The organism is Phycisphaerae bacterium (assembly GCA_041652575.1).
Taxonomy (GTDB): domain Bacteria; phylum Planctomycetota; class Phycisphaerae; order Sedimentisphaerales; family UBA12454; genus UBA12454.
In genome coordinates this window covers 1-17,524 of sequence record JBAZHC010000015.1, presented here as the reverse complement: position 1 = coordinate 17,524, position 17,524 = coordinate 1, and the positions used below count along the sequence as shown (strand labels likewise).

Here is a 17,524-nt window from a genome sequence, read left to right as displayed (position 1 = left end):
TCCCCTGTTATAATCTAAATAGAAACGGTTTCTATTTAGAAAAGGAGCGATATGGACAGGTTCCTGCAGGTTTTGAAGGGCAACCTGATGAAAATCACGCCCCGGCGCAAGGCGGTCATAAAGCTTTTTCTGAAAAATAATACGCAGATGAAGCCCTGCGATGTTCATAAGAGGCTCAGGAAAACACTGCCGAAAATCGGGCTGCCCACGGTTTACAGGATACTGGACGAACTGAAAGATATCGGCATTTTAGTACAGGTGCTTTCAGAAGACAGGCAGCTCCATTATTCGCTGTGCTCCATACCGGACGAACATCATCATCATCATTTTATATGCACCAAATGCAAAAAAACCGAAGAGGTCGATTACTGCAACTTCAGTGAAATTTCCCGGTTGATTGAAAAAAATCTCAAATGCAAAGTGGAATCTCACTTATTGCAGATTAAAGGTCTGTGTACTCAATGCAGATAAGGTTGAATCTAAAAATCAAAAAAACGCTCACTGTCATTTCGAGCGGAGACCTGATTTATCAGGTCGTAGTCGTTGGAGCAAAGCGTAAACCCTCGCAGGGGGAGAAATCTGTTTTAAAAAATATTTCTCCGCTCCGTCAGCTTCGCTGACTTCGGTCGAAATGACCGGGAAAACAATTTTTAGAGATTGCCATAAGTATTAGAATTATTTTTTGGAGATAAATGATGGAATTTCTGACAGAAGCTTTAGTTGATACGCTAAAACTGCTGCCGTTATTGGTGGTGATTTATTTTTTCGTTTCGTTTCTCGAATATCGATACGGCGACCGTATGGGTTCTATCCTGACACGGTTCGGAATGTTCAATCCGGTGGTTGGCGCGATGTTCGGATGCATACCGCAATGCGGCTTTTCTGTGGTAGGCTCGGCGCTGTACGTCAAAAGGCTGATATCGATTGGAACGCTGCTGGCGGTTTTTCTATCGACCTCGGACGAGGCTGTGCCGGTACTTCTATCTATGCCGGGCAAGGCACATATGGTCTGGACTCTTATCGCTATCAAGGCTGGTATCGCGATAATCGCAGGCATCGGGGTTGATTTGCTTTTGCGGCGATTGCCGGCAGAGAAACAAGCCGCCCCTGCCATCGCGGATAATCATCACGAAGACGAACATGAACACGAGCACCATGCGGGCTGCTGCGCCCATGATTTGGACGAGAAACACTCGAAATTCAAAGCGCTGGTTCTTCATCCGCTGCAGCACAGTATTAAAATCTTTATCTATTTGCTTGTTCTCTCGGCCATATTAAATCTGATTATCGAAAAAGTCGGTGAAAAAAGAATCGCGGAAATGCTGCTGAGCGGAACGGTATTTCAGCCGTTTCTGGCATCGCTGATTGGATTGATACCCAACTGTTTCGCGTCAGTACTTTTGGCCAAACTGTTCGCAGATGGGACAATCAGCTTCGGTTCTCTGGTCGCGGGATTGTGCGCGGCGGGAGGATTGGGACTTTTAGTGCTTGTCAGGGAAAATAAAAGTTTCAAGGATACGCTTTTTGTTATCGCCCTTCTGGTGGTTATAAGTGTTCTGGCTGGGATAATTATCCAGGCTATTTAAATAAAATCATTCGCAGCGAAACGATAAGCAGGAATATTCCGAAGATTTTTTTCAATATCTGCTCGGGTATTCCAATGGCGAGTTTTGCGCCTAACAAACCGCCGACTAAAAAGCCCAGGCATACGAAACCGGCGATTTTCAGGTCGACAAAGCCCTTCTGATAATATGTCCATGCGGCAAGTATTCCTATCGGCGGAACCATCAGCGCAAGTGTTGTGCCCTGTGCCATATATTGGGAAAGGCCGAACATTAGAACCAGTACGGGAATTATTATCGTAGCTCCGCCTATGCCGATGAGGCCGCTTAATATTCCGGCGACGAGGCCCAAAATCAAATAAAGAACAACATTAGTCATATCGGTTCCTTTCGTAATATTTCCAGATATCAGATAAGATTTATTTTACTCCGGCAATCTCAAAAACGACATAATGCAGCGTGCATAGTTCTTCTTTTTTCATTCCCGCAGCTCTGCCTATATCAATCTTAGGCGGGAAAATACGACTCTTAATATTATAAAAAGCAATAATACTGCCGGGTTCGGCATTATCATTATTGACAAGGTCTTCTATTATCTTTGCCCTGGTCCTGCAATCTGCCGGCAACAGGAATTTTAGCCGGTCGGCGTTAAAATCCTCTATGTAAATTGGTTTGTTATTATAGTCGGCGAGTTTGTTTACCAGAGGCCGAAGGTCGATGAAGTCCCAACTGTTATCGTACCGGCCGCCAACGTAGACCGACGCCAGCGGAGTTCCTTTATCCTGAAGAAAATTATAGAAGTAGTTTACGCTTATTGCGGCAATGTTGGTTATGATTATGGCGGTACCCAATCCGACTCTAATCATTTTCGGGCAGGTCGATAATGCCGATGCAAGAAGCAGCGGTACAAACCATAACGGCAAAAGCCATATCCTGGAGCCTACCAGTCCGTTCGGCGTAATCGCTAATGTTCCCAGAAAGCTCAAAATCGCACAGGCTGCCGCGGCAATCCAGATTTTCCTTTTTTGCGGCGGCACATCGCGGCGAAAAACAACACCTGCCAAACCAAGAACACACAAAGGCAAAAACCAGTTAACAGAGAAAAGTATTTTTCCGCAGGCTCTTATGTAAAGTGCATCGCCGCCCAATGTATATACCATATTTAAAAACGCTTCTCTAAAGTCGCAGTGCGTCGTCCGGCCGGTTGCCGGAAACAGTGGATAACCGAGAAATGCCGCGCCGTACAACTTGGGTATGGCGCCGATTATCGCACCGGCGGCAAACCATAACAGGACGACCGATATTTTTGTTATTTTTATCCGCGAAGCAATAAGATAAACAATAACGACAGTTAACGCCGCAGGCGCAAAAACAATATGGTTCCAGCATCCGAGAAAGAACGAAAAACCAGTCAGGAAATACCCGGCCCGGTTTACCCATTTCGATTGTCCTTTCAGCCCGAGGACATAAAAGCACCATATTCCGCCAAACAGGAATAATGGGTTCATTGCATAGTTTTCGCCAGCAATACGTGACATAACGATGAATGCCGGCAGCGTGACGAGAAACCAAAGCGTCCATAATGCTTCACGGGGCGATATGCGCCTTAGCACATCTATGTACGCCCAGACTGCGACGAGATTAAAGAGAACACCGCTGGCCCTGAGCGACCATATAGATTCGCCAAAAAGGCTGAAAAAAAGAGCGATTATATAAGAGTGAACCGGAGAAGTGTAAAAATTAAAGTAACCCCGCAACGGTCGAAAGCCATTCTGTATCATTTCCGCAAATAAGCCAAAGGTTGCTTCGTCGCGATGCAGTCCGGCTACGTCAGCCAGCCGGAATAGCAGCAAAAACGCCCCTGCCGATGCCGGTATTACCCACATCAATAATCCGGCCAGGCTCGGCCGTACTGACTTTTCAATTTCTATTTTCTCCTGTACGATATTGTTCAATCCTTTAATGTACCTCTGTTTATTGTTTGTATTCCCTTTCGTAATATTTCCCAGACCCTAAATTAATCTTAGACTGGTTTTTATTCTAAAAAGTATTATACTCTTGGTGGCATAAAGTACAGAATTATTTTAGGATAAGGGCAAAATGGCTGTTTCGCGCAAACGTAAGAATATATGGAAAAAGCTCAAACCTATATTGAACGGCTTATGGCGGAGCAAAAAGGCTAAAAAGAGAACTTTGACAGGTATCGCCATCGCCTGCATCGTGCTGGCCTGTATTGTTACAGTTGTGATTATTGCGGCTGTGGTAAATCGGCCGGGCAGGTCGGGCGAATCGGATGTTTCAAGCGGGATGGTTCAGCTTTTATGTAAAAATCCGCAGTGCGGCAGCAAGTTTGAGATAAGCCAAAAAGAATTTCTTGAAAAAGGCCCTGTCGGGGCGGGACTTCCGACGCCGGTTTTTAAATGCCCAAAATGCGGACAGGAATCTGCGTACGCGGCGACGACCTGTGAAAAATGCGGCAATTGTTTCAGCCTCGACTATCAAAGCGAAGACGGCTGCATCGACAGATGTCCGAATTGCGGGTTTAGTAAATCCGAAGAAGCCTCCAAAAAAACCGGCCGACAGCAAGATTTACCTGCCGATGAAAAATAGAAATTTGACTTTTGATTTTACAAAATCGCCGAGTATTATATATCCGTAATTTTTGCTTAGGTGAGCAGAGTAGTGGAAAAACTTGAAAAATTCAGCAGAGCCGCGTTCTTTTCCTTATTTTCCGCGATAGGGATTCTTTCCGTAACGCTGGCGGTACTCGGGCCGGAGTGGAAAAATCTTTACAAAATAAAAGCGGCCACAAAACAATCCGAACAGAACAACAGGAAAATAGAACAGATTATGCGCGACCAGGAAGAACTGATTAGCCGGATAAACAAAGACCCCAATATGCTAAAGCGTCTTGTCCCCGCAAATTTGGGTCAAAAGCCGGAGGAACCAAATATGCCGGCTGTGGAAATAACCACAGATACACTTACCCAGGCCAGGGCCGTGCTCGAGTGGTCGAATGACGATGAAAATCCGAGGGTTTCTCAAGAGCGGATTCCCGCCCGGCTGCAGCGGGCGACTTTAAAAATGTCGAGGGTAATCCTCTTTGCCGCCGGGACCGGACTTGTTCTGGTTTCGTTTGTCTGTTTTGCCGCCCGACCTCAGCCTGAGTCGAGACGCGCAAGAAAAGAAACCGTTACTTCTGATAAGCCCGCTTAAGTGCAAATAGGAAATATAAAACTTAATACGCCTGTTATGCAGGCATCGCTGAGCGGCTACAGCGACCGGGCAATGCGAACGCTTGCCAGACGTTTCGGCTGCGAACTGACCTTCAGCGGCGTTATGCTCGATACATCCGCATGTTATAAACCTCTGCTTGCGAAAGATTTTCACCGGCTCAGAAACGAAGAACATCCAATCGGCGGGCAATTGCTCGGAACAGAGCCGAAAATAATGGCGCAGGCGGCCCGGAATTTTCTCGCCGCCGGCTACGATATAATAGATTTGAATTTTGCCTGCCCCGCTCCGAAGGTTTTGCGCCGAGGCAGAGGCGGCGCTATGCTCGGCAATCCGAAGCTGATACTCGAAATTTTCCGCGCAGTCAGAGACGCCGTTACCTGCCCGCTTATGATGAAACTGAGAATCGGCCTCGATGAGAGCGCCGGGGCCCGTGAAGATTTTTTGCAGATTTGCGCCGACGCCGTCGCAGGCGGAATTGACGGACTGATTGTCCACGGCAGAACCACTTCGCAATACTTCAGGGGCAGCGCGGACTGGAACGTTCTGGCTGAACTGAAAAAACAATATCCGGCGACGACCATCATCGGCAGCGGAGATTTATTCGAGGCACACGATATTGTCAATAAACTCAAGACAAGCGGCATTGACGGTGTGGCTATCGCAAGAGGAGCGATAGGAAAACCATGGATTTTTAGGCAGATAAAAGAATTGCTCGAAGGGAAAGAAGAAATATACCAGCCGGACATAAAGGAACAGGGCCAGATTATACTCGAACATTTAGACCTGCTTAAGGAACTGTACGAGTCCAGAAAATGCGTCTGGTACTTCAGAAAATTTCTTTCTCAATACGGCAGAAGCCACGAGGAGCCGCGAAAAGTCCGCAGGGAGCTTGTAATGGCACAGGACGAGGCCGAACTTAGAGATACAATCAAAAAATGGTATGGCGTTTCCTAAGCCTGTTGTGGTATTATACGATTATGGCGAAAGACGAAAAAAAGATTAAACATATACCGAAAATGGATAACCGTAAGGCCTTTTTCGATTATGAGATAATCGAGAAGATAGAGGCCGGCATGGTGCTTTTGGGCAGTGAAGTCAAGTCGCTGCGACGGGGCGGCGCGGATTTGAAAGGCGCTTTCGCAAGAATCGACGGAAATGAATGCTGGCTAATCGGCTGCAATATCTCACCTTATGAACAGGCCGGAGCAAGGAATCACGAACCTTTGAGAAAACGCAAGCTCCTGCTGCATGGGCGGCAGATAAAAAAGATTGACGGCAAACTGCGGCAGAAGGGTTTTACTTTTGTGCCGCTGCGGATATATTTTTCCGATACCGGCCATGCGAAAATCGAGTTGGCGCTGGCAACCGGAAAACGCCAGTACGACAAACGGGAAAAAATCAAGGCCCGTCAGCAAAAAGGCGATATCAAAAAAAGTATGAGAAAATACAAGAGATGAAATTAACCACGAATGAACACGAATTTACACAAAAATTTTAATCACCGATTAAATAGGAAAAGTAAGGAACATCGAATTAACAATGAGACAAATAAATTTATGGTGTAGCATGAATATTCAAACGATTATTTCAATTGTGGGTTTGTTGGGAATTGGTAGTTTAATAGGAACATACTTTACTGCAATCTTCGAGAAAAGAAAAGTATATGATATTAAGAATCACGAAATCAAAGAGAATCGTTATCGCTCCACTTTGGTATGGATGAGGATTTTATTAAATCCAGAAAATATTAATCAATTTGAATTAAACGACCCATATGTACCGCGCACAAAAGATATCGAGACCATAAAAAAATACACTTTTGCAAAGTTAAAAGAATTTTACTATAATTCACTTTTATATGCTTCTGATGGTGTACTGCAAAAAATAAGATTATTTTGTGATACGCCAAATGAAACCAATTATTTTCAAACAGCTCTCGAAATGCGAAAAAATTTATGGGATAAGTCGTGTAGAAAGTTATCACAGTTAGGCTGAATAAAAATTAGTGCTTATTAGTGTTAATTCGTGGTTTAATCCGGAGATAAATATGGCAGAAGAAAAAAAACAGGAAAAGAAAATAATAATTGACGAAGACTGGAAGAACAAGGCGCAGAAGGAAAAAGAGGTTCTAAAGGACAAAGAAGAACCCAAGCCCCAAAAAGAGTCTCAAACGCTGCCGCCGGGTGATTTCAATTCTCTAATCAGCCTGCTGGCGACACAGGCGTTCTTCGCTATGGGACTTATAGGCGACGAAAACGACAAAACGCCGAAAAGGGATTTGCCGCTGGCAAAGTTCCATATAGATATGCTCGAAGCGATTGAGCAGAAAACAAAAGGAAATCTTACCGAGCAGGAACAGAAATTCCTGGCCGGAGCGCTAAGCCAGCTTCGAATGGGTTTTGTCAGTGCGGCAGGATAATATCTTGGCAAATATACTCAAAGAAATAATCGGCCACAAACGGAATGAAGTAGAACAGCAGAAAAAAGCTGTTTCCATCGAGCATCTCAAAGAGCAGATAAAAAATCTGCCCAGGTGCAGGAATTTTCACAAGGCCGTAACAAAGCCGAATCTGCGGAATATAAACATTATCGCGGAAGTGAAAAAAGCCTCGCCATCAGCGGGGATTATCCGGCCGGATTTCGACCCTGTGAAAATCGCGAAAATTTACGAGTCCTGCGGCGCAGACGCCATCAGTGTTCTGACCGATGAAAAATATTTTCAGGGCAGGCTCGAATATCTGACGCAAATCAAAGACGCTGTTTCGCTGCCGGTTTTGCGGAAAGATTTTATCATCGACGAATATCAGATTTACGAAGCACGTGCGGCCGGGGCCGACGCGATACTGCTAATAGCCGAGGCGTTCGAGCCGACGGACGGCAGGATACTGGATTTAATAATTCTGGCGGCGGAACTTACACTGTCGGTATTACTGGAGGTGCACAGCGCGGAGACGCTTTTGCGGGTAAGGAGCCTGATTGGTTTTCCAATGGCTCATTACAGCGTGATAGGGATAAACAACCGCAACCTTGAAACGATGCAGGTCGATTTGAATACGACAGTAAGACTCGCCGAACTTGCCGGGCAGACGAACGGACTTGTCGCTGAGAGCGGAATAAAAACAAGGCAGGATATCGAGAAGATAAAAAAATGCGGCGCGACAGCGATTCTTATCGGTGAAACACTCTGCAAGGCAGGCGATATCGCCGGCAGGTTCAGTGAACTTTTCGATTAGCCCGAAGATTATCTTGCGGTTCTCAACGCGTCATACTCGGCCTTGACATCGTTCAGGTAATCCTGAACCTTCTTCTCGTCAACCGGAACATCGTCCCCGAATTTTCTCTTGAGCCCCAGCACGAACTGTGCGTCGTTTATAATATTCCTCATCGCTTTCAGAGCCTGGCCGCGCGACTTGGTAGCCTTAAGCTGTTTTACGCCGAGGTCAATCGAAGCGTTTATCCGTTTGAGACTTTTTTCTATCCGCTGGTAAATCTCTCTGGCCTTTGCCATGGATACATCGGGAATTATCTGAGCCGACAGAGCGTTGTGGTCTGCCAGCAAATCCTGCCGGTTGGCGTAGAGTTTGTCGGCCATGCCGCACTCGACGGCCTCTTCGGCGGTAAGCGTCAATATCGAATCTTTCTTCGACCACGTTTTTACCACAATATCGTCAGGCTTTTTGTTTACCGACTCTATAAAAAGTCTTTTTCCGTTTTTGTTGATTTCGATAGCCTCGATATCCTTGCTTTCCATCGCTTTTGCCAATACGGCGGGCCGGTTCTTTTCCGAAGCCAGCGAAGCGAGATAATTTCTCCAGCCCGAACTCATTTTTTCGCCTACGGTTTCGCCGAGTGCCTGTTTTATTTCCACAGGCTTACCTTCATCGTTCACCGAAATCATCGTGGCGGCGCCTATAACCGTACCCGGCGACATATAAATTTTATCGCACGAAAGCGACAGCGCCACCGCAGCCGAATACGCCCCGCCGCAGGTGCCGCCTTTTATATAGGCGTACGTATTGCAGTTGGTGGTTTCCTGAACGGCCGAACACATTCTCATTGCCAAATCGACGCGACCGCCGGGACAATCTATTTCGATAAGAATAAAAAGCGGCCCTTTCGATGCGGCCTGTTTGATTGCGTCTTCGAAAGCCTTGGTTTCCATTCCGAGCATTATTACGTCCGGCACCGACAGGAGCGCAACAGTATTGTTTCTGCCGGCCCTGTCGCGGGTTACTTTGAACTGGCTTAAGTTTACCTCGATGATTCCTTTTTCAATAGTATTGACATCGGAAAGCCCCGCGTTTGAATCGCCGATTAAAAATCCGTGATATGTCTCGCCGTTTTGAGTATTGACAAAAGTATCAGCGACCGCCGGCCCAGCCGACAAAAATAGGCCTATCAGCGATAAACAAAAAACTGTTTTCATTAATATTCCTCATTAATACCGTTTTTTTCATTATACCTAACTGCTGCCATTCATTCATCAGCTATGTCGCGTTTTTCCCATTTTTTGCTTGATTTTTGTTAAAAATATGGTATAATACCGGCATAGTTAGGCGATTACCTAACTTAAATCCGAAATCATAATATCTAAATCCTCCGCAGGATGCCTTACGGTGGAAACAAATCCTAATTACCAAAATCTAAAATTACCCAAACAACACGGTTTTGAACATTTAGGTTTTGTATTTTGAATTTGTTTAGTGCTTAGGGTTTAGGATTTAGGGTTTGATCGTAATAATCTTCAATTCTTTATAGAGGTGTCCCATCAAAATTATAATTCCCATTAAATTTGACTTTGTAATCCATCCGCCATTGGCCGATTGGCTCATTGCCATTGCGATTTTTTACAGGCGACTGCGTTACGGCTATCCTTTTAGGCGGATTCGTCTGTCTCGTGGCCAATATGCAATCGTAGATGTCGAAGATTTTGAAAAGCTTAATAAACATAACTGGTATGCCATCCCGAAGCGCGACACTTTTTATGCCAAACGTTATGGCCTCAAAAACGGCAGACAGACGACAATTGCTATGCACCAGCAGATTATGCGCCCTCCCCAAGGATATTTCGTTGACCATGAAAATCATAACGGCCTGGACAACAGAAAAGCGAATTTAAGAATTGCTACACCCAGACAAAACGCCTGCAACGTCAGAAAAGTGTTAAGACCTTGCAGCTCAAAATACAAAGGCGTCTCTTACGACAGCGATAAAAATCTATGGCGGGCATATATAACCCATAATGGCAAGCGTATATATTTAGGCAGATTCGAAACAGAAGAGCAAGCCGCAAGAGCCTATGACAATGCCGCACAACTGTATTTTGGGAAATTTGCTTCGCTGAACTTTCCAGATAAATCGCAAATCCAAAAATAATTATGTCGTGATTAGCCCTGCCAATACCTTGGCAGGGTTCGTCGTTCAAAAATATTTAGCCCCCGGTTTTACCGGGGGTTTTTATCCCGCACCAATTTAGCCCCCAGGTTTATTCGATGGGTCAAAGTCCTATCTAACTGGGGTTTTGTACCGATATAACACTTTCATTTTTTGATAAGGTACAATAGTTTATGAAAGGCTAAGTTGGCAATGTATAGCTTTACTCTTTGATAGAGGTGTTACAAACAGACTTTGTTCTCTTGAAGTATTATCTATTCTTTGAGTTGCTATATCAAAATAAGATTGGTCAATTTCAATACCAATAAAATTCCTGCCTAATTGTTTAGCGACTACTCCTGTTGTTCCGGAACCCATAAAAGCGTTAAGAATTATGCCGCCGTGTTTGACTGCGCATCTGGTATAGACGCTCCGAGAATCCGCCATCGTTCAAAAAAGACTGTTCCAGCTTCTGGATTTGCCGTCCCAAAAGAAAACTCGCCTGGTTAATCAAACAGATAAGGGTATTAGCAGATGTTTCTGCATTAGCTGTTTTAATATCAAATCTGTCCGACTTGTCCGACCTGTCTGACCCGTCCGACTTATAAAATTCCCTAACCGCCAGTGCTTCAGGCGAATCTTTCAGCCACATTCTTAGACTTCGCTGCCGAAGGAAGTCTTCGTAATCCAACAGCAGTTCTTCCAGGCTGGCGCGCGCCACCCCCGTCAATTTCAACTCCATTTTCTTTGATGTTGCCGAAGCCATACTGCCTTCGGCAATGTTCTGTACGCCGCTTCGTGCCGCTTGAACCATCTGGTCGCGCGTGCGCGACATTCTTTCAATAAATCTGTTACAGAAAATTACTGTCTCGTCATAAACTATTTGAGCTGTCTGAAAACTTCGCAGCTTTCGGTATCCTCCATGCGGCTTTATCGCCCTGTTTATTTCTTCCATTTTAACTTTCCCGATAAATCGCAAAACCTGTCCCTGCGAAGGTAGGGATCCAAAAATAATTACGTCATGGTTAGCCCTGCCATCACTATGGCAGGGTTTATTTCTCAAATCTGAACTTTCAAATTTTAAATCCGTTCCTCCTGCTCACCTGTTCTCCTGTTCGCCTATTCCCCGCTTCGGCTATCTCATCGGGGCTTCCCTGAACTTTCCTGACAAATCGCAATCCCCCAAATAATTATAATTTTATCCGAAAGCCCGCCGATTTATTCGGCGGATTCTTCGATAGATTTTCTAAATTTGAGGTATTCTCTTTCAGTCATAGAATTTCTGACTTCTTCATCAGTTTGCCCACAATTTAGAGCATTAACCCTATCGATTCGTTTGGTTCTATTGATTTATTATTCGGTTCATTTCTATCATATGGAGGCAACCGGAATGTATTCGTATCTGTTGGGTAATTGAGAGTGAACACTGGCCAGGCGGGATCCGCTTTGGATAATTCTTCAAACAACTGCCATTTCTCAAAAACCTTCAGCAGAGGTGCTGACTCCCACCAGAATCCATAAACAAATTCATCGTTCCAGCAAAACTGCAAGCTATACATTGTATTTCTGGTTTCAAAAATCAGCATTTCTAAATTTTCGTTTTTTTGGGTTTCCCTCATTTTTGACAATCGTTCTAAATCGAATTTCATATGTTTTGCTCTTTGAAGACACAATTTAATAACCTCAACTTTTTTAGGGTCATCAATGTAATATTCATAACCACCACGTCTGGTACCAGTGGAAATATAAACTTTAGTGAATTTAAGTTTACAAAATTCTGGAAAAGTGTCTGGCGTTAATTGAATTTCTTTTTTTTGCCTGCATCCAGTTACTAAAAGAAAACCAAATAAACACAATATCAAGATACATTTTTTCATAGTAATACCTCAACAATTTTTATTTCTTCTTCCGTTAGTCCATACAATTCATATACAAGTTTATCAATCTGCCTGCCTGTTGCTTCAACCTGCCGACTGCGTAGATTTATTATTAATCCTTCTCCCTTACCGCTTACCACTATTCTCCACCGTGGGTAATAAATTCCCCGTCATTAAATATTTTTGAATCTTCCATTTCTTTTATAAACTTTTTTATTAAAAAACTTATCATCCACAAGTACTGCGAAATTGTTTCTGGCAATACTAACATATCTGGTGCATGGCTATCATATACCATCATATTATCTCCGCCCAATGAGTAAGAATTTTTTAATGCATAATAAGTATGATGTGTAAAATTTGATAGCTCATGATACAACTTGTCCGCTTCTTTTTTCTTCTTAACACCTTTTATCTTTTTGACATAGTTTCTATACTCAGCATGCTTAATTTCTTTACCGTTAAACCATTTATTCAAATGTTTTTTAGTATCTTTGCGAATCAAATACGCAAAATCTAAAGTCTCAACAATATCTCGAAACATCTTTCCAACAATTCTATGTTTATTTTGCTCTATCAAAAAAATACAATCTCTTAATGTGTCAAGTGCGTCAATCTGCAACATCCATACGCACTTTTTTAAGGATATATCGTCCATATGAAATTTAAGTTGATATTTATCATAAAGCGAATAAATTTTATTTAATATCCACGTTGCCTCTTTAATAAATAGTCTTTGATTTTCGTAATCATAAGGATTTCTAATTACGTCATCTAAATCCTGAAACCACAACGAGCTATTAAGTCCCTCTAATTGCGACCTGCCTCCCGAAAACCGTACGAGTTGCAATATCATCTCAGGCGTTTTTGCCATTATTCTAAAATCCTCGATTTCCTGTTATAATTTTTTCCGGTTCTCCTGCTCACCTGCTCTACTTTCTGCCAATCCTTTATTTCCTCAATTTTTGTCCGCCTTCGGCGGTTTTTTCTCTCAATACTCAATTGTTGCCTCACGATATTTTTTTGTTTTAACAAAGGCTTTGCCCACTCGTTGGGTGAAAATTCAAAGCGTCAAGCCGGCGTCAAGTTTACTTGTAAGCAAGGACTGACGCTATTGAATTATTGGCAATTATTATTGCCGTTAAAACAAATACCTCTCCGTGCAAATCCGCGAAATCCGTGGTTAATAATCAAAACTCCTTTTCTTCTTCGTGTCGGAGCCTGTCCGCCATAGCTCGCCTGCCCTACATAGCACATAGTGCGACGGAGGATTAGCGACGGCGGATGGCTATTCATCCGGGTACATAAATTCCGGTACACGTTTCGGTTTGCCGTTATCATCTACGCAGGCAAGGATGCTCCAGCCTTCGGCCAGCAGCAGTCCTACGCCGGGACGAATCAATTTATAACTATGCTCGATTTTCGCAGCGGATTGGCTGCATCGGCCGCTAAGAGACTTTCCGCATTTGCCTTTGCCTTTATAAAGCCCCAGCCGCCGATGAGCATATACAAAAAGAACGCGTGAAACGCGACGCCAAACCAGTCCTTAAAGAGAATGAAAAGAAGACCATCGAGCAAATACAATATCATACCTATAATATAAGCAATTTTACTTCCACGTTTGGACAAGAACCAGATAAGGGCGAAAACGCCGATTAGAATAAGATTTATCAGGAATCCGATAACAGTAAAAAAATTCGCCATTGCAGGAGCAGATTCTTCGCGGGCGACTGCTATAATACCGTCCACAATCATAGTTATGCCGAGTCCGATTACAAAAGTTGTCTCGCTCTTAAAAAATATTAATAGAGAGTTGACCAGCGAAAACGCGGCGATTGCAGCAAACCAGCCGCATGCCTTATTTGCCTGGCTGATGACTTCCTTTGGTTCGTAAGATTTTTTGTACACCTCGATATTAGTCATATTATTCTCCTTCTAAATAGATTCTCTTTTTCTGTTTCAGCCCGGATACATAAATTCCGGCACACGTTTTGGTTTACCGTTATCATCTACGCAGGCAAGGATGCTCCAGCCTTCGGCAAGCAGCAGCCCCACGCCGGGACGAATCAATTTATAGCTATGCTCGATTTTCGCGGCGGATACTTTTGTACATTCGGTAATCAAATCCAGTTTTTCATCATAGTATGCCGGCCTGCGGTATTTGACGTGCAGTTCCGCGACGACCATATAAAAACCTTCACGTTCGAGGTCTTTGTAAGCAAGGCCGTTGGCGCGGAGAAGTTCGGTTCTGCCCATCTCGAAATAGATTGGGAAAACGCCGTGATGAACCACGCCCGCCTGGTCGGTCTCGCAATATCGCGGAATAACCGTTATCGTACAGGACTGAATAGTTGTTTTTTCTGGAAATTCCATAACTTTGCAGAGATTAGCAAATTTCTTAAAAAATTCAAGGAACAATAGACAAAATACCTGTAAAGTCCGGTAAAAAATAGGCAAAATATCAAAAAACAGGACTTTACAGGAGTTAAAATAGCGGGAAATAAAATTTAATATTCAAAGTTTGCCTAAATTGACATTTAAGCTGAAATCTGTTAAAATATGGCTGTACAAAGTAGCTTATATTTAGTAAACTTTGTTTAGTACCGAACTTAAGTTTAATTTAGAGATTGGGGCAGGACAAATGAGAAGATTTTTGCCAGGTATTTTGCTTGTGCTGATGTTGACTGCGTTTGCGGTATCGATTGTCGGCTGTCATGGTATGGGTGAGACTGCTGCTGAGCGGAGTGACGACCATTCGAGACAGCTTAGGCTGAATGGAACAATGATGATTGACGATGTCGACTCGATTTTCCAGCAGGACAGACCAAGCAGACTTTCTGAATATACTATAAGGTAAAACGGTAACCAGAGCAGAAAAGCTAAAAGGAATTTGCTTCACAAATGTGGCTGGACGCGATTATCGAATATTTCAACCGTATCGCAACTTATAATCCGTTGATAGTTTTCATCGAGCTTTTATTGATAGGGCTTGTTGTTTACTGGGCGGTAAATTTCCTCGAAGGCACACGAGGCGAGCGTTTGTTCAGGGGAGTAATTATTCTGCTGCTCGCCGGGTCGATGATTCTTAAACTTCTAATAGGCAGCTTCGAATTCGAAAGACTGCAATATCTATACAGCACCTTCCTTATCCTCGTTTTGATTCTCGCAGTGGCGGCATTCCAGCCTGAAATCAGGAGAATGCTTATTAAAATAGGACAGGCCGGCAGCTTCGGCAGTTCGTCACATCAACAACTTTCACAGACAGTAGAGGAAATTATAGGCGCAGTTACCAACCTTTCCGAAAAGAAGACCGGAGCAATTATCGTTCTCGAAAGACAAGTCGCCCTGGGCGAATTTACCGAAACAGGGGTAAAATTTGACGCCAAAGTCAAGGCCGCCCTGCTCGAAACAATATTCTATCCTGGTTCGGCGCTGCACGATTTGGCGGTAATAATACATGGAGACAGAATAGTTGCGGCACGAGTCCAGCTTCCGCTGGCGGAAGTCGGTGTTATAAAAGGCTCGCTCGGCTCAAGACACAGGGCCGCAGTGGGCATAACGACAGGCAGCGACGCGGTGGCCGTAGTGGTCAGCGAAGAAACAGGAATCGTAAGCATAGCTGAAAACGGCAAACTCGACCGTCATATAACCGAAGAAGAATTGCGTAAAAGACTGACAAATATAATAATTGACGCCGGCCCCATTACAGCGAAGCTGCGGAGAAAGACTGACTCTTTGAGCAAAGAAATGTAGAGCTATGTTAGCAAAACTTAAAAAAGCAATCCTTGTAATATTTATAACCTGCCTGATATGGGTGTGGGCCGATTTGTCCCTCGATAAAGACCTTACCGACCAGACTGTAACTATAACCGTCAGCAAGGCCAATCCCCGGCTGTGGGTAACCATCGAAGATAAATCCGATATACAAATAAAAGCCGATTTCAGAGGGCCGGCAAGAAAAGTAGGAGAGCTTATCAGTAGAATGAACGCCGGCAGGGAAAAACTCGATATCGTATTCGATGCTGAAAAACAGAATATGACCGCAGAAGGCGAGTACAGTCTGCCTGACGTAAGAAGATTTCTCGCTGAAAGCGACAAGATTCGCGAGTACGGACTTGCGGTCAAGGCGGCAAAGCCCGACAAGCTGCAAAAAATAAAAGTGGTTGCGCTTAAGGAAAAAACACTTCCAATAAAATGTGTCGATGAGACGGATACCGAAATACCGGCGGCAAAAATAACACCTGATATTATTACTATGTTATCGCCGGATACGGTAGCCGGAGCAAAAGTAAAACTGGCTTCAACCGCTGAGAAAAAACAGGCTCGCGGGGGAATAATCAGCAAAAATCCTTATATAGAACTTGCCAAAGGCGAGACCAGATATTCCGATACTACGGTTAAGATTGAGCTTCCTGTGACCGGCGAGGATATGAAACAGTACACGATTCGCGGCACACTCGGATATATATTCAGCGCGAATCTTGCCGGCGGATATAAAGTGGAATTCATCAAACGTCCCGAAGTCGGCAGTATTCCGATACTGGCGACACCTGAGGCCAAGGACGCATACGAACAGAAACAGTTCGAAGTGCTGCTTGAAGTTCAGGACGATGATTTGGGCAAACCTGAAATAACGCGGCAGATAATTTATAATTTTCCCGTACAGTACGTTCGCGAAGACAGGATTCGGCTCAAAGGCGACCCGGCAGAGGCAAGGTTTAAAATTGTTCCTGCAGCCGACCAGAATGAGCCGCCGATCGCAGCGGAATAAATGGCCGAAAATTCGCGTTAATCTTCCCGGCCTTCGAGCATTTTTCGAAGATATGAGTTTTCCCGGCGTGTGGCCTCTACATCAAAAAGCAGATACTTTATAATCAGGCGGAGATGGTCTATGGATTCATCGATGGTTTCAATTTTCGGCTTCGGGTCGATAGACTTTGTTTTTTGTGTAAGCAGTAAAAGTTTTTTGCCCCGGCCGGCAGGTATGTCTGAGATTTCATTTAAAAGCTCATTGAGTTTGGTTTCAACAGCAGAGATGTCCATTTTCATATCCTCCATTATTCCGCCATAGGCAGATAAACTTCTTCTTCGGGCTTACTGCGATTACAATGTGTCCTTGTATATTGCAGGTCTGCAAAATATGTGCCATTATCGGACGAGCAAAATTTTGCCGGTCAGCAGCCTTAAAAAACGGTGTTTTTGTTCCGTGAGGCGAAATTTCAGGGGCAATCATTGAGATTGAGTTCTTTGCGAAATTTGCAGAGATGTTGCATAAAATAGACAATTCATCGCAAGGTGAGGTTTTTTTACTCATCGACCAGCCTCGTCTTACGAATATGGAGTATCGAGTCATCTCTGAAAGCGTGCTTCCAGTCAAATATATTTTTCTATTATTTTTAAATCGTTTATCGAACCGCTTTTATGGTTTTCAACCAAGTCATCTCTTCGCCGTAAACTCCGGCATAATTTTCTTCC

The 17,524-nt window shown here is 44.0% G+C and carries 22 protein-coding genes and 1 pseudogene; 13 read left to right on the top strand and 10 right to left on the bottom strand.

What is annotated here, in order from left to right; genetic code table 11:
* Nucleotides 1-51 precede the first annotated feature (51 nt).
* Together WC496_10660 and WC496_10655 are read left to right on the top strand one after the other, a co-directional pair.
* Entirely contained in the window at nt 52-471 is a 420-nt protein-coding gene (locus WC496_10660) for a Fur family transcriptional regulator (GenBank protein MFA5293481.1), read from the top strand.
* A 221-nt stretch (nt 472-692) separates the two neighbouring features.
* Nucleotides 693-1,586, top strand: a complete 894-nt coding sequence (locus WC496_10655; GenBank protein ID MFA5293480.1) for a putative manganese transporter — start codon at nt 693-695, stop codon at nt 1,584-1,586.
* Here WC496_10655 and WC496_10650 read toward each other — a convergent pair.
* Together WC496_10650 and WC496_10645 are read right to left on the bottom strand one after the other, a co-directional pair.
* On the bottom strand, nt 1,579-1,941 hold the full coding sequence (locus tag WC496_10650; protein ID MFA5293479.1) for a TSUP family transporter: 363 nt from the start codon (nt 1,939-1,941) through the stop codon (nt 1,579-1,581). The two genes, WC496_10655 and WC496_10650, sit on opposite strands and share 8 nt — an antisense overlap.
* A gap of 40 nt (nt 1,942-1,981) precedes the next feature.
* Nucleotides 1,982-3,517 carry a glycosyltransferase family 39 protein gene (locus tag WC496_10645; protein MFA5293478.1) on the bottom strand — a complete coding sequence of 512 codons (1,536 nt, stop codon included), beginning with the start codon at nt 3,515-3,517 and terminating at the stop codon, nt 1,982-1,984.
* 145 nt (nt 3,518-3,662) lie between these two features.
* On the opposite strand from WC496_10645, the gene WC496_10640 reads away from it, so the two are divergent.
* From WC496_10640 to trpC, 7 genes are all read left to right on the top strand, one after another.
* A complete protein-coding gene (locus WC496_10640) occupies nt 3,663-4,172 on the top strand; it encodes a hypothetical protein (protein ID MFA5293477.1) in 510 nt (169 codons plus the stop codon).
* A 72-nt stretch (nt 4,173-4,244) separates the two neighbouring features.
* Nucleotides 4,245-4,778 (top strand): hypothetical protein, encoded by a 534-nt coding sequence (locus tag WC496_10635; GenBank protein ID MFA5293476.1) that lies wholly within the window; start codon nt 4,245-4,247, stop codon nt 4,776-4,778.
* On the top strand, nt 4,779-5,753 hold the full coding sequence (locus WC496_10630) for a tRNA-dihydrouridine synthase family protein (protein MFA5293475.1): 975 nt from the start codon (nt 4,779-4,781) through the stop codon (nt 5,751-5,753).
* Between the two features lie 23 nt (nt 5,754-5,776).
* Nucleotides 5,777-6,256 carry an SsrA-binding protein SmpB gene (gene smpB / locus WC496_10625; GenBank protein ID MFA5293474.1) on the top strand — a complete coding sequence of 160 codons (480 nt, stop codon included), beginning with the start codon at nt 5,777-5,779 and terminating at the stop codon, nt 6,254-6,256.
* A 109-nt stretch (nt 6,257-6,365) separates the two neighbouring features.
* Nucleotides 6,366-6,794 carry a hypothetical protein gene (locus WC496_10620; GenBank protein MFA5293473.1) on the top strand — a complete coding sequence of 143 codons (429 nt, stop codon included), beginning with the start codon at nt 6,366-6,368 and terminating at the stop codon, nt 6,792-6,794.
* A 52-nt stretch (nt 6,795-6,846) separates the two neighbouring features.
* Nucleotides 6,847-7,218, top strand: coding sequence for a DUF1844 domain-containing protein (locus WC496_10615; GenBank protein MFA5293472.1), 372 nt, complete (start codon nt 6,847-6,849; stop codon nt 7,216-7,218).
* Between the two features lie 4 nt (nt 7,219-7,222).
* The gene (gene trpC / locus WC496_10610; GenBank protein MFA5293471.1) at nt 7,223-8,032 is read left to right on the top strand and encodes an indole-3-glycerol phosphate synthase TrpC; all 810 of its coding nucleotides are present in this window, start codon (nt 7,223-7,225) and stop codon (nt 8,030-8,032) included.
* 8 nt (nt 8,033-8,040) lie between these two features.
* Here trpC and WC496_10605 read toward each other — a convergent pair whose 3' ends face one another.
* Complete coding sequence (locus WC496_10605; protein ID MFA5293470.1) at nt 8,041-9,225, bottom strand: hypothetical protein; 1,185 nt, start codon at nt 9,223-9,225, stop codon at nt 8,041-8,043.
* 389 nt (nt 9,226-9,614) lie between these two features.
* Between WC496_10605 and WC496_10600 the strand changes: the two genes are divergently transcribed.
* Nucleotides 9,615-10,175, top strand: a complete 561-nt coding sequence (locus tag WC496_10600; protein ID MFA5293469.1) for an AP2 domain-containing protein — start codon at nt 9,615-9,617, stop codon at nt 10,173-10,175.
* Between the two features lie 270 nt (nt 10,176-10,445).
* Here the strand turns inward: WC496_10600 and WC496_10595 are convergent.
* The 6 genes and pseudogenes from WC496_10595 to WC496_10570 all read right to left on the bottom strand — a co-directional run bounded on the left by WC496_10595 (nt 10,446) and on the right by WC496_10570 (nt 14,422).
* Nucleotides 10,446-10,586, bottom strand: a pseudogene (locus WC496_10595) (DNA methyltransferase).
* Nucleotides 10,558-11,127, bottom strand: coding sequence for a four helix bundle suffix domain-containing protein (locus WC496_10590; GenBank protein ID MFA5293468.1), 570 nt, complete (start codon nt 11,125-11,127; stop codon nt 10,558-10,560). The pseudogene WC496_10595 and the gene WC496_10590 overlap by 29 nt, the downstream one beginning before the upstream one ends.
* A 355-nt stretch (nt 11,128-11,482) precedes the next feature.
* Entirely contained in the window at nt 11,483-12,049 is a 567-nt protein-coding gene (locus tag WC496_10585; protein ID MFA5293467.1) for a hypothetical protein, read from the bottom strand.
* 139 nt (nt 12,050-12,188) lie between these two features.
* A complete protein-coding gene (locus WC496_10580; protein MFA5293466.1) occupies nt 12,189-12,923 on the bottom strand; it encodes a hypothetical protein in 735 nt (244 codons plus the stop codon).
* Between the two features lie 524 nt (nt 12,924-13,447).
* On the bottom strand, nt 13,448-13,972 hold the full coding sequence (locus WC496_10575) for a hypothetical protein (GenBank protein ID MFA5293465.1): 525 nt from the start codon (nt 13,970-13,972) through the stop codon (nt 13,448-13,450).
* A 36-nt stretch (nt 13,973-14,008) separates the two neighbouring features.
* On the bottom strand, nt 14,009-14,422 hold the full coding sequence (locus WC496_10570) for a thioesterase family protein (GenBank protein MFA5293464.1): 414 nt from the start codon (nt 14,420-14,422) through the stop codon (nt 14,009-14,011).
* A 268-nt stretch (nt 14,423-14,690) separates the two neighbouring features.
* Here WC496_10570 and WC496_10565 point away from each other — a divergent pair, with 268 nt between their 5' ends.
* Genes WC496_10565 through WC496_10555 form a run of 3 tightly spaced genes read left to right on the top strand, consistent with a single transcriptional unit; the run spans nt 14,691 to nt 16,820 of the window.
* The gene (locus WC496_10565) at nt 14,691-14,906 is read left to right on the top strand and encodes a hypothetical protein (GenBank protein ID MFA5293463.1); all 216 of its coding nucleotides are present in this window, start codon (nt 14,691-14,693) and stop codon (nt 14,904-14,906) included.
* Nucleotides 14,907-14,950: 44 nt separating this feature from the next.
* A complete protein-coding gene (gene cdaA, locus WC496_10560; GenBank protein MFA5293462.1) occupies nt 14,951-15,802 on the top strand; it encodes a diadenylate cyclase CdaA in 852 nt (283 codons plus the stop codon).
* A gap of 4 nt (nt 15,803-15,806) precedes the next feature.
* Nucleotides 15,807-16,820 carry a hypothetical protein gene (locus WC496_10555; protein MFA5293461.1) on the top strand — a complete coding sequence of 338 codons (1,014 nt, stop codon included), beginning with the start codon at nt 15,807-15,809 and terminating at the stop codon, nt 16,818-16,820.
* 17 nt (nt 16,821-16,837) lie between these two features.
* Here the strand turns inward: WC496_10555 and WC496_10550 are convergent, their stop codons facing one another.
* Nucleotides 16,838-17,098: a hypothetical protein gene (locus WC496_10550; GenBank protein ID MFA5293460.1), complete on the bottom strand. Its 261-nt coding sequence runs from the start codon at nt 17,096-17,098 to the stop codon at nt 16,838-16,840.
* Nucleotides 17,099-17,524: the final 426 nt, after the last annotated feature.

Excerpts from the sequence above, each read along its gene's own strand:
- WC496_10565 (MFA5293463.1), top strand. The coding sequence starts at position 14,691 with ATGAGAAGATTTTTGCCAGGTATTTTGCTTGTGCTGATGTTGACTGCG.
- WC496_10580 (MFA5293466.1), bottom strand. The coding sequence starts at position 12,923 with ATGGCAAAAACGCCTGAGATGATATTGCAACTCGTACGGTTTTCGGGA.
- WC496_10570 (MFA5293464.1), bottom strand. The coding sequence starts at position 14,422 with ATGGAATTTCCAGAAAAAACAACTATTCAGTCCTGTACGATAACGGTT.
- WC496_10660 (MFA5293481.1), top strand. The coding sequence starts at position 52 with ATGGACAGGTTCCTGCAGGTTTTGAAGGGCAACCTGATGAAAATCACG.
- WC496_10585 (MFA5293467.1), bottom strand. The coding sequence starts at position 12,049 with ATGAAAAAATGTATCTTGATATTGTGTTTATTTGGTTTTCTTTTAGTA.
- WC496_10620 (MFA5293473.1), top strand. The coding sequence starts at position 6,366 with ATGAATATTCAAACGATTATTTCAATTGTGGGTTTGTTGGGAATTGGT.
- WC496_10650 (MFA5293479.1), bottom strand. The coding sequence starts at position 1,941 with ATGACTAATGTTGTTCTTTATTTGATTTTGGGCCTCGTCGCCGGAATA.
- WC496_10550 (MFA5293460.1), bottom strand. The coding sequence starts at position 17,098 with ATGAAAATGGACATCTCTGCTGTTGAAACCAAACTCAATGAGCTTTTA.
- smpB (MFA5293474.1), top strand. The coding sequence starts at position 5,777 with ATGGCGAAAGACGAAAAAAAGATTAAACATATACCGAAAATGGATAAC.
- WC496_10575 (MFA5293465.1), bottom strand. The coding sequence starts at position 13,972 with ATGACTAATATCGAGGTGTACAAAAAATCTTACGAACCAAAGGAAGTC.
- cdaA (MFA5293462.1), top strand. The coding sequence starts at position 14,951 with ATGTGGCTGGACGCGATTATCGAATATTTCAACCGTATCGCAACTTAT.
- WC496_10615 (MFA5293472.1), top strand. The coding sequence starts at position 6,847 with ATGGCAGAAGAAAAAAAACAGGAAAAGAAAATAATAATTGACGAAGAC.
- WC496_10640 (MFA5293477.1), top strand. The coding sequence starts at position 3,663 with ATGGCTGTTTCGCGCAAACGTAAGAATATATGGAAAAAGCTCAAACCT.
- WC496_10655 (MFA5293480.1), top strand. The coding sequence starts at position 693 with ATGATGGAATTTCTGACAGAAGCTTTAGTTGATACGCTAAAACTGCTG.
- WC496_10590 (MFA5293468.1), bottom strand. The coding sequence starts at position 11,127 with ATGGAAGAAATAAACAGGGCGATAAAGCCGCATGGAGGATACCGAAAG.
- WC496_10605 (MFA5293470.1), bottom strand. The coding sequence starts at position 9,225 with ATGAAAACAGTTTTTTGTTTATCGCTGATAGGCCTATTTTTGTCGGCT.
- WC496_10555 (MFA5293461.1), top strand. The coding sequence starts at position 15,807 with ATGTTAGCAAAACTTAAAAAAGCAATCCTTGTAATATTTATAACCTGC.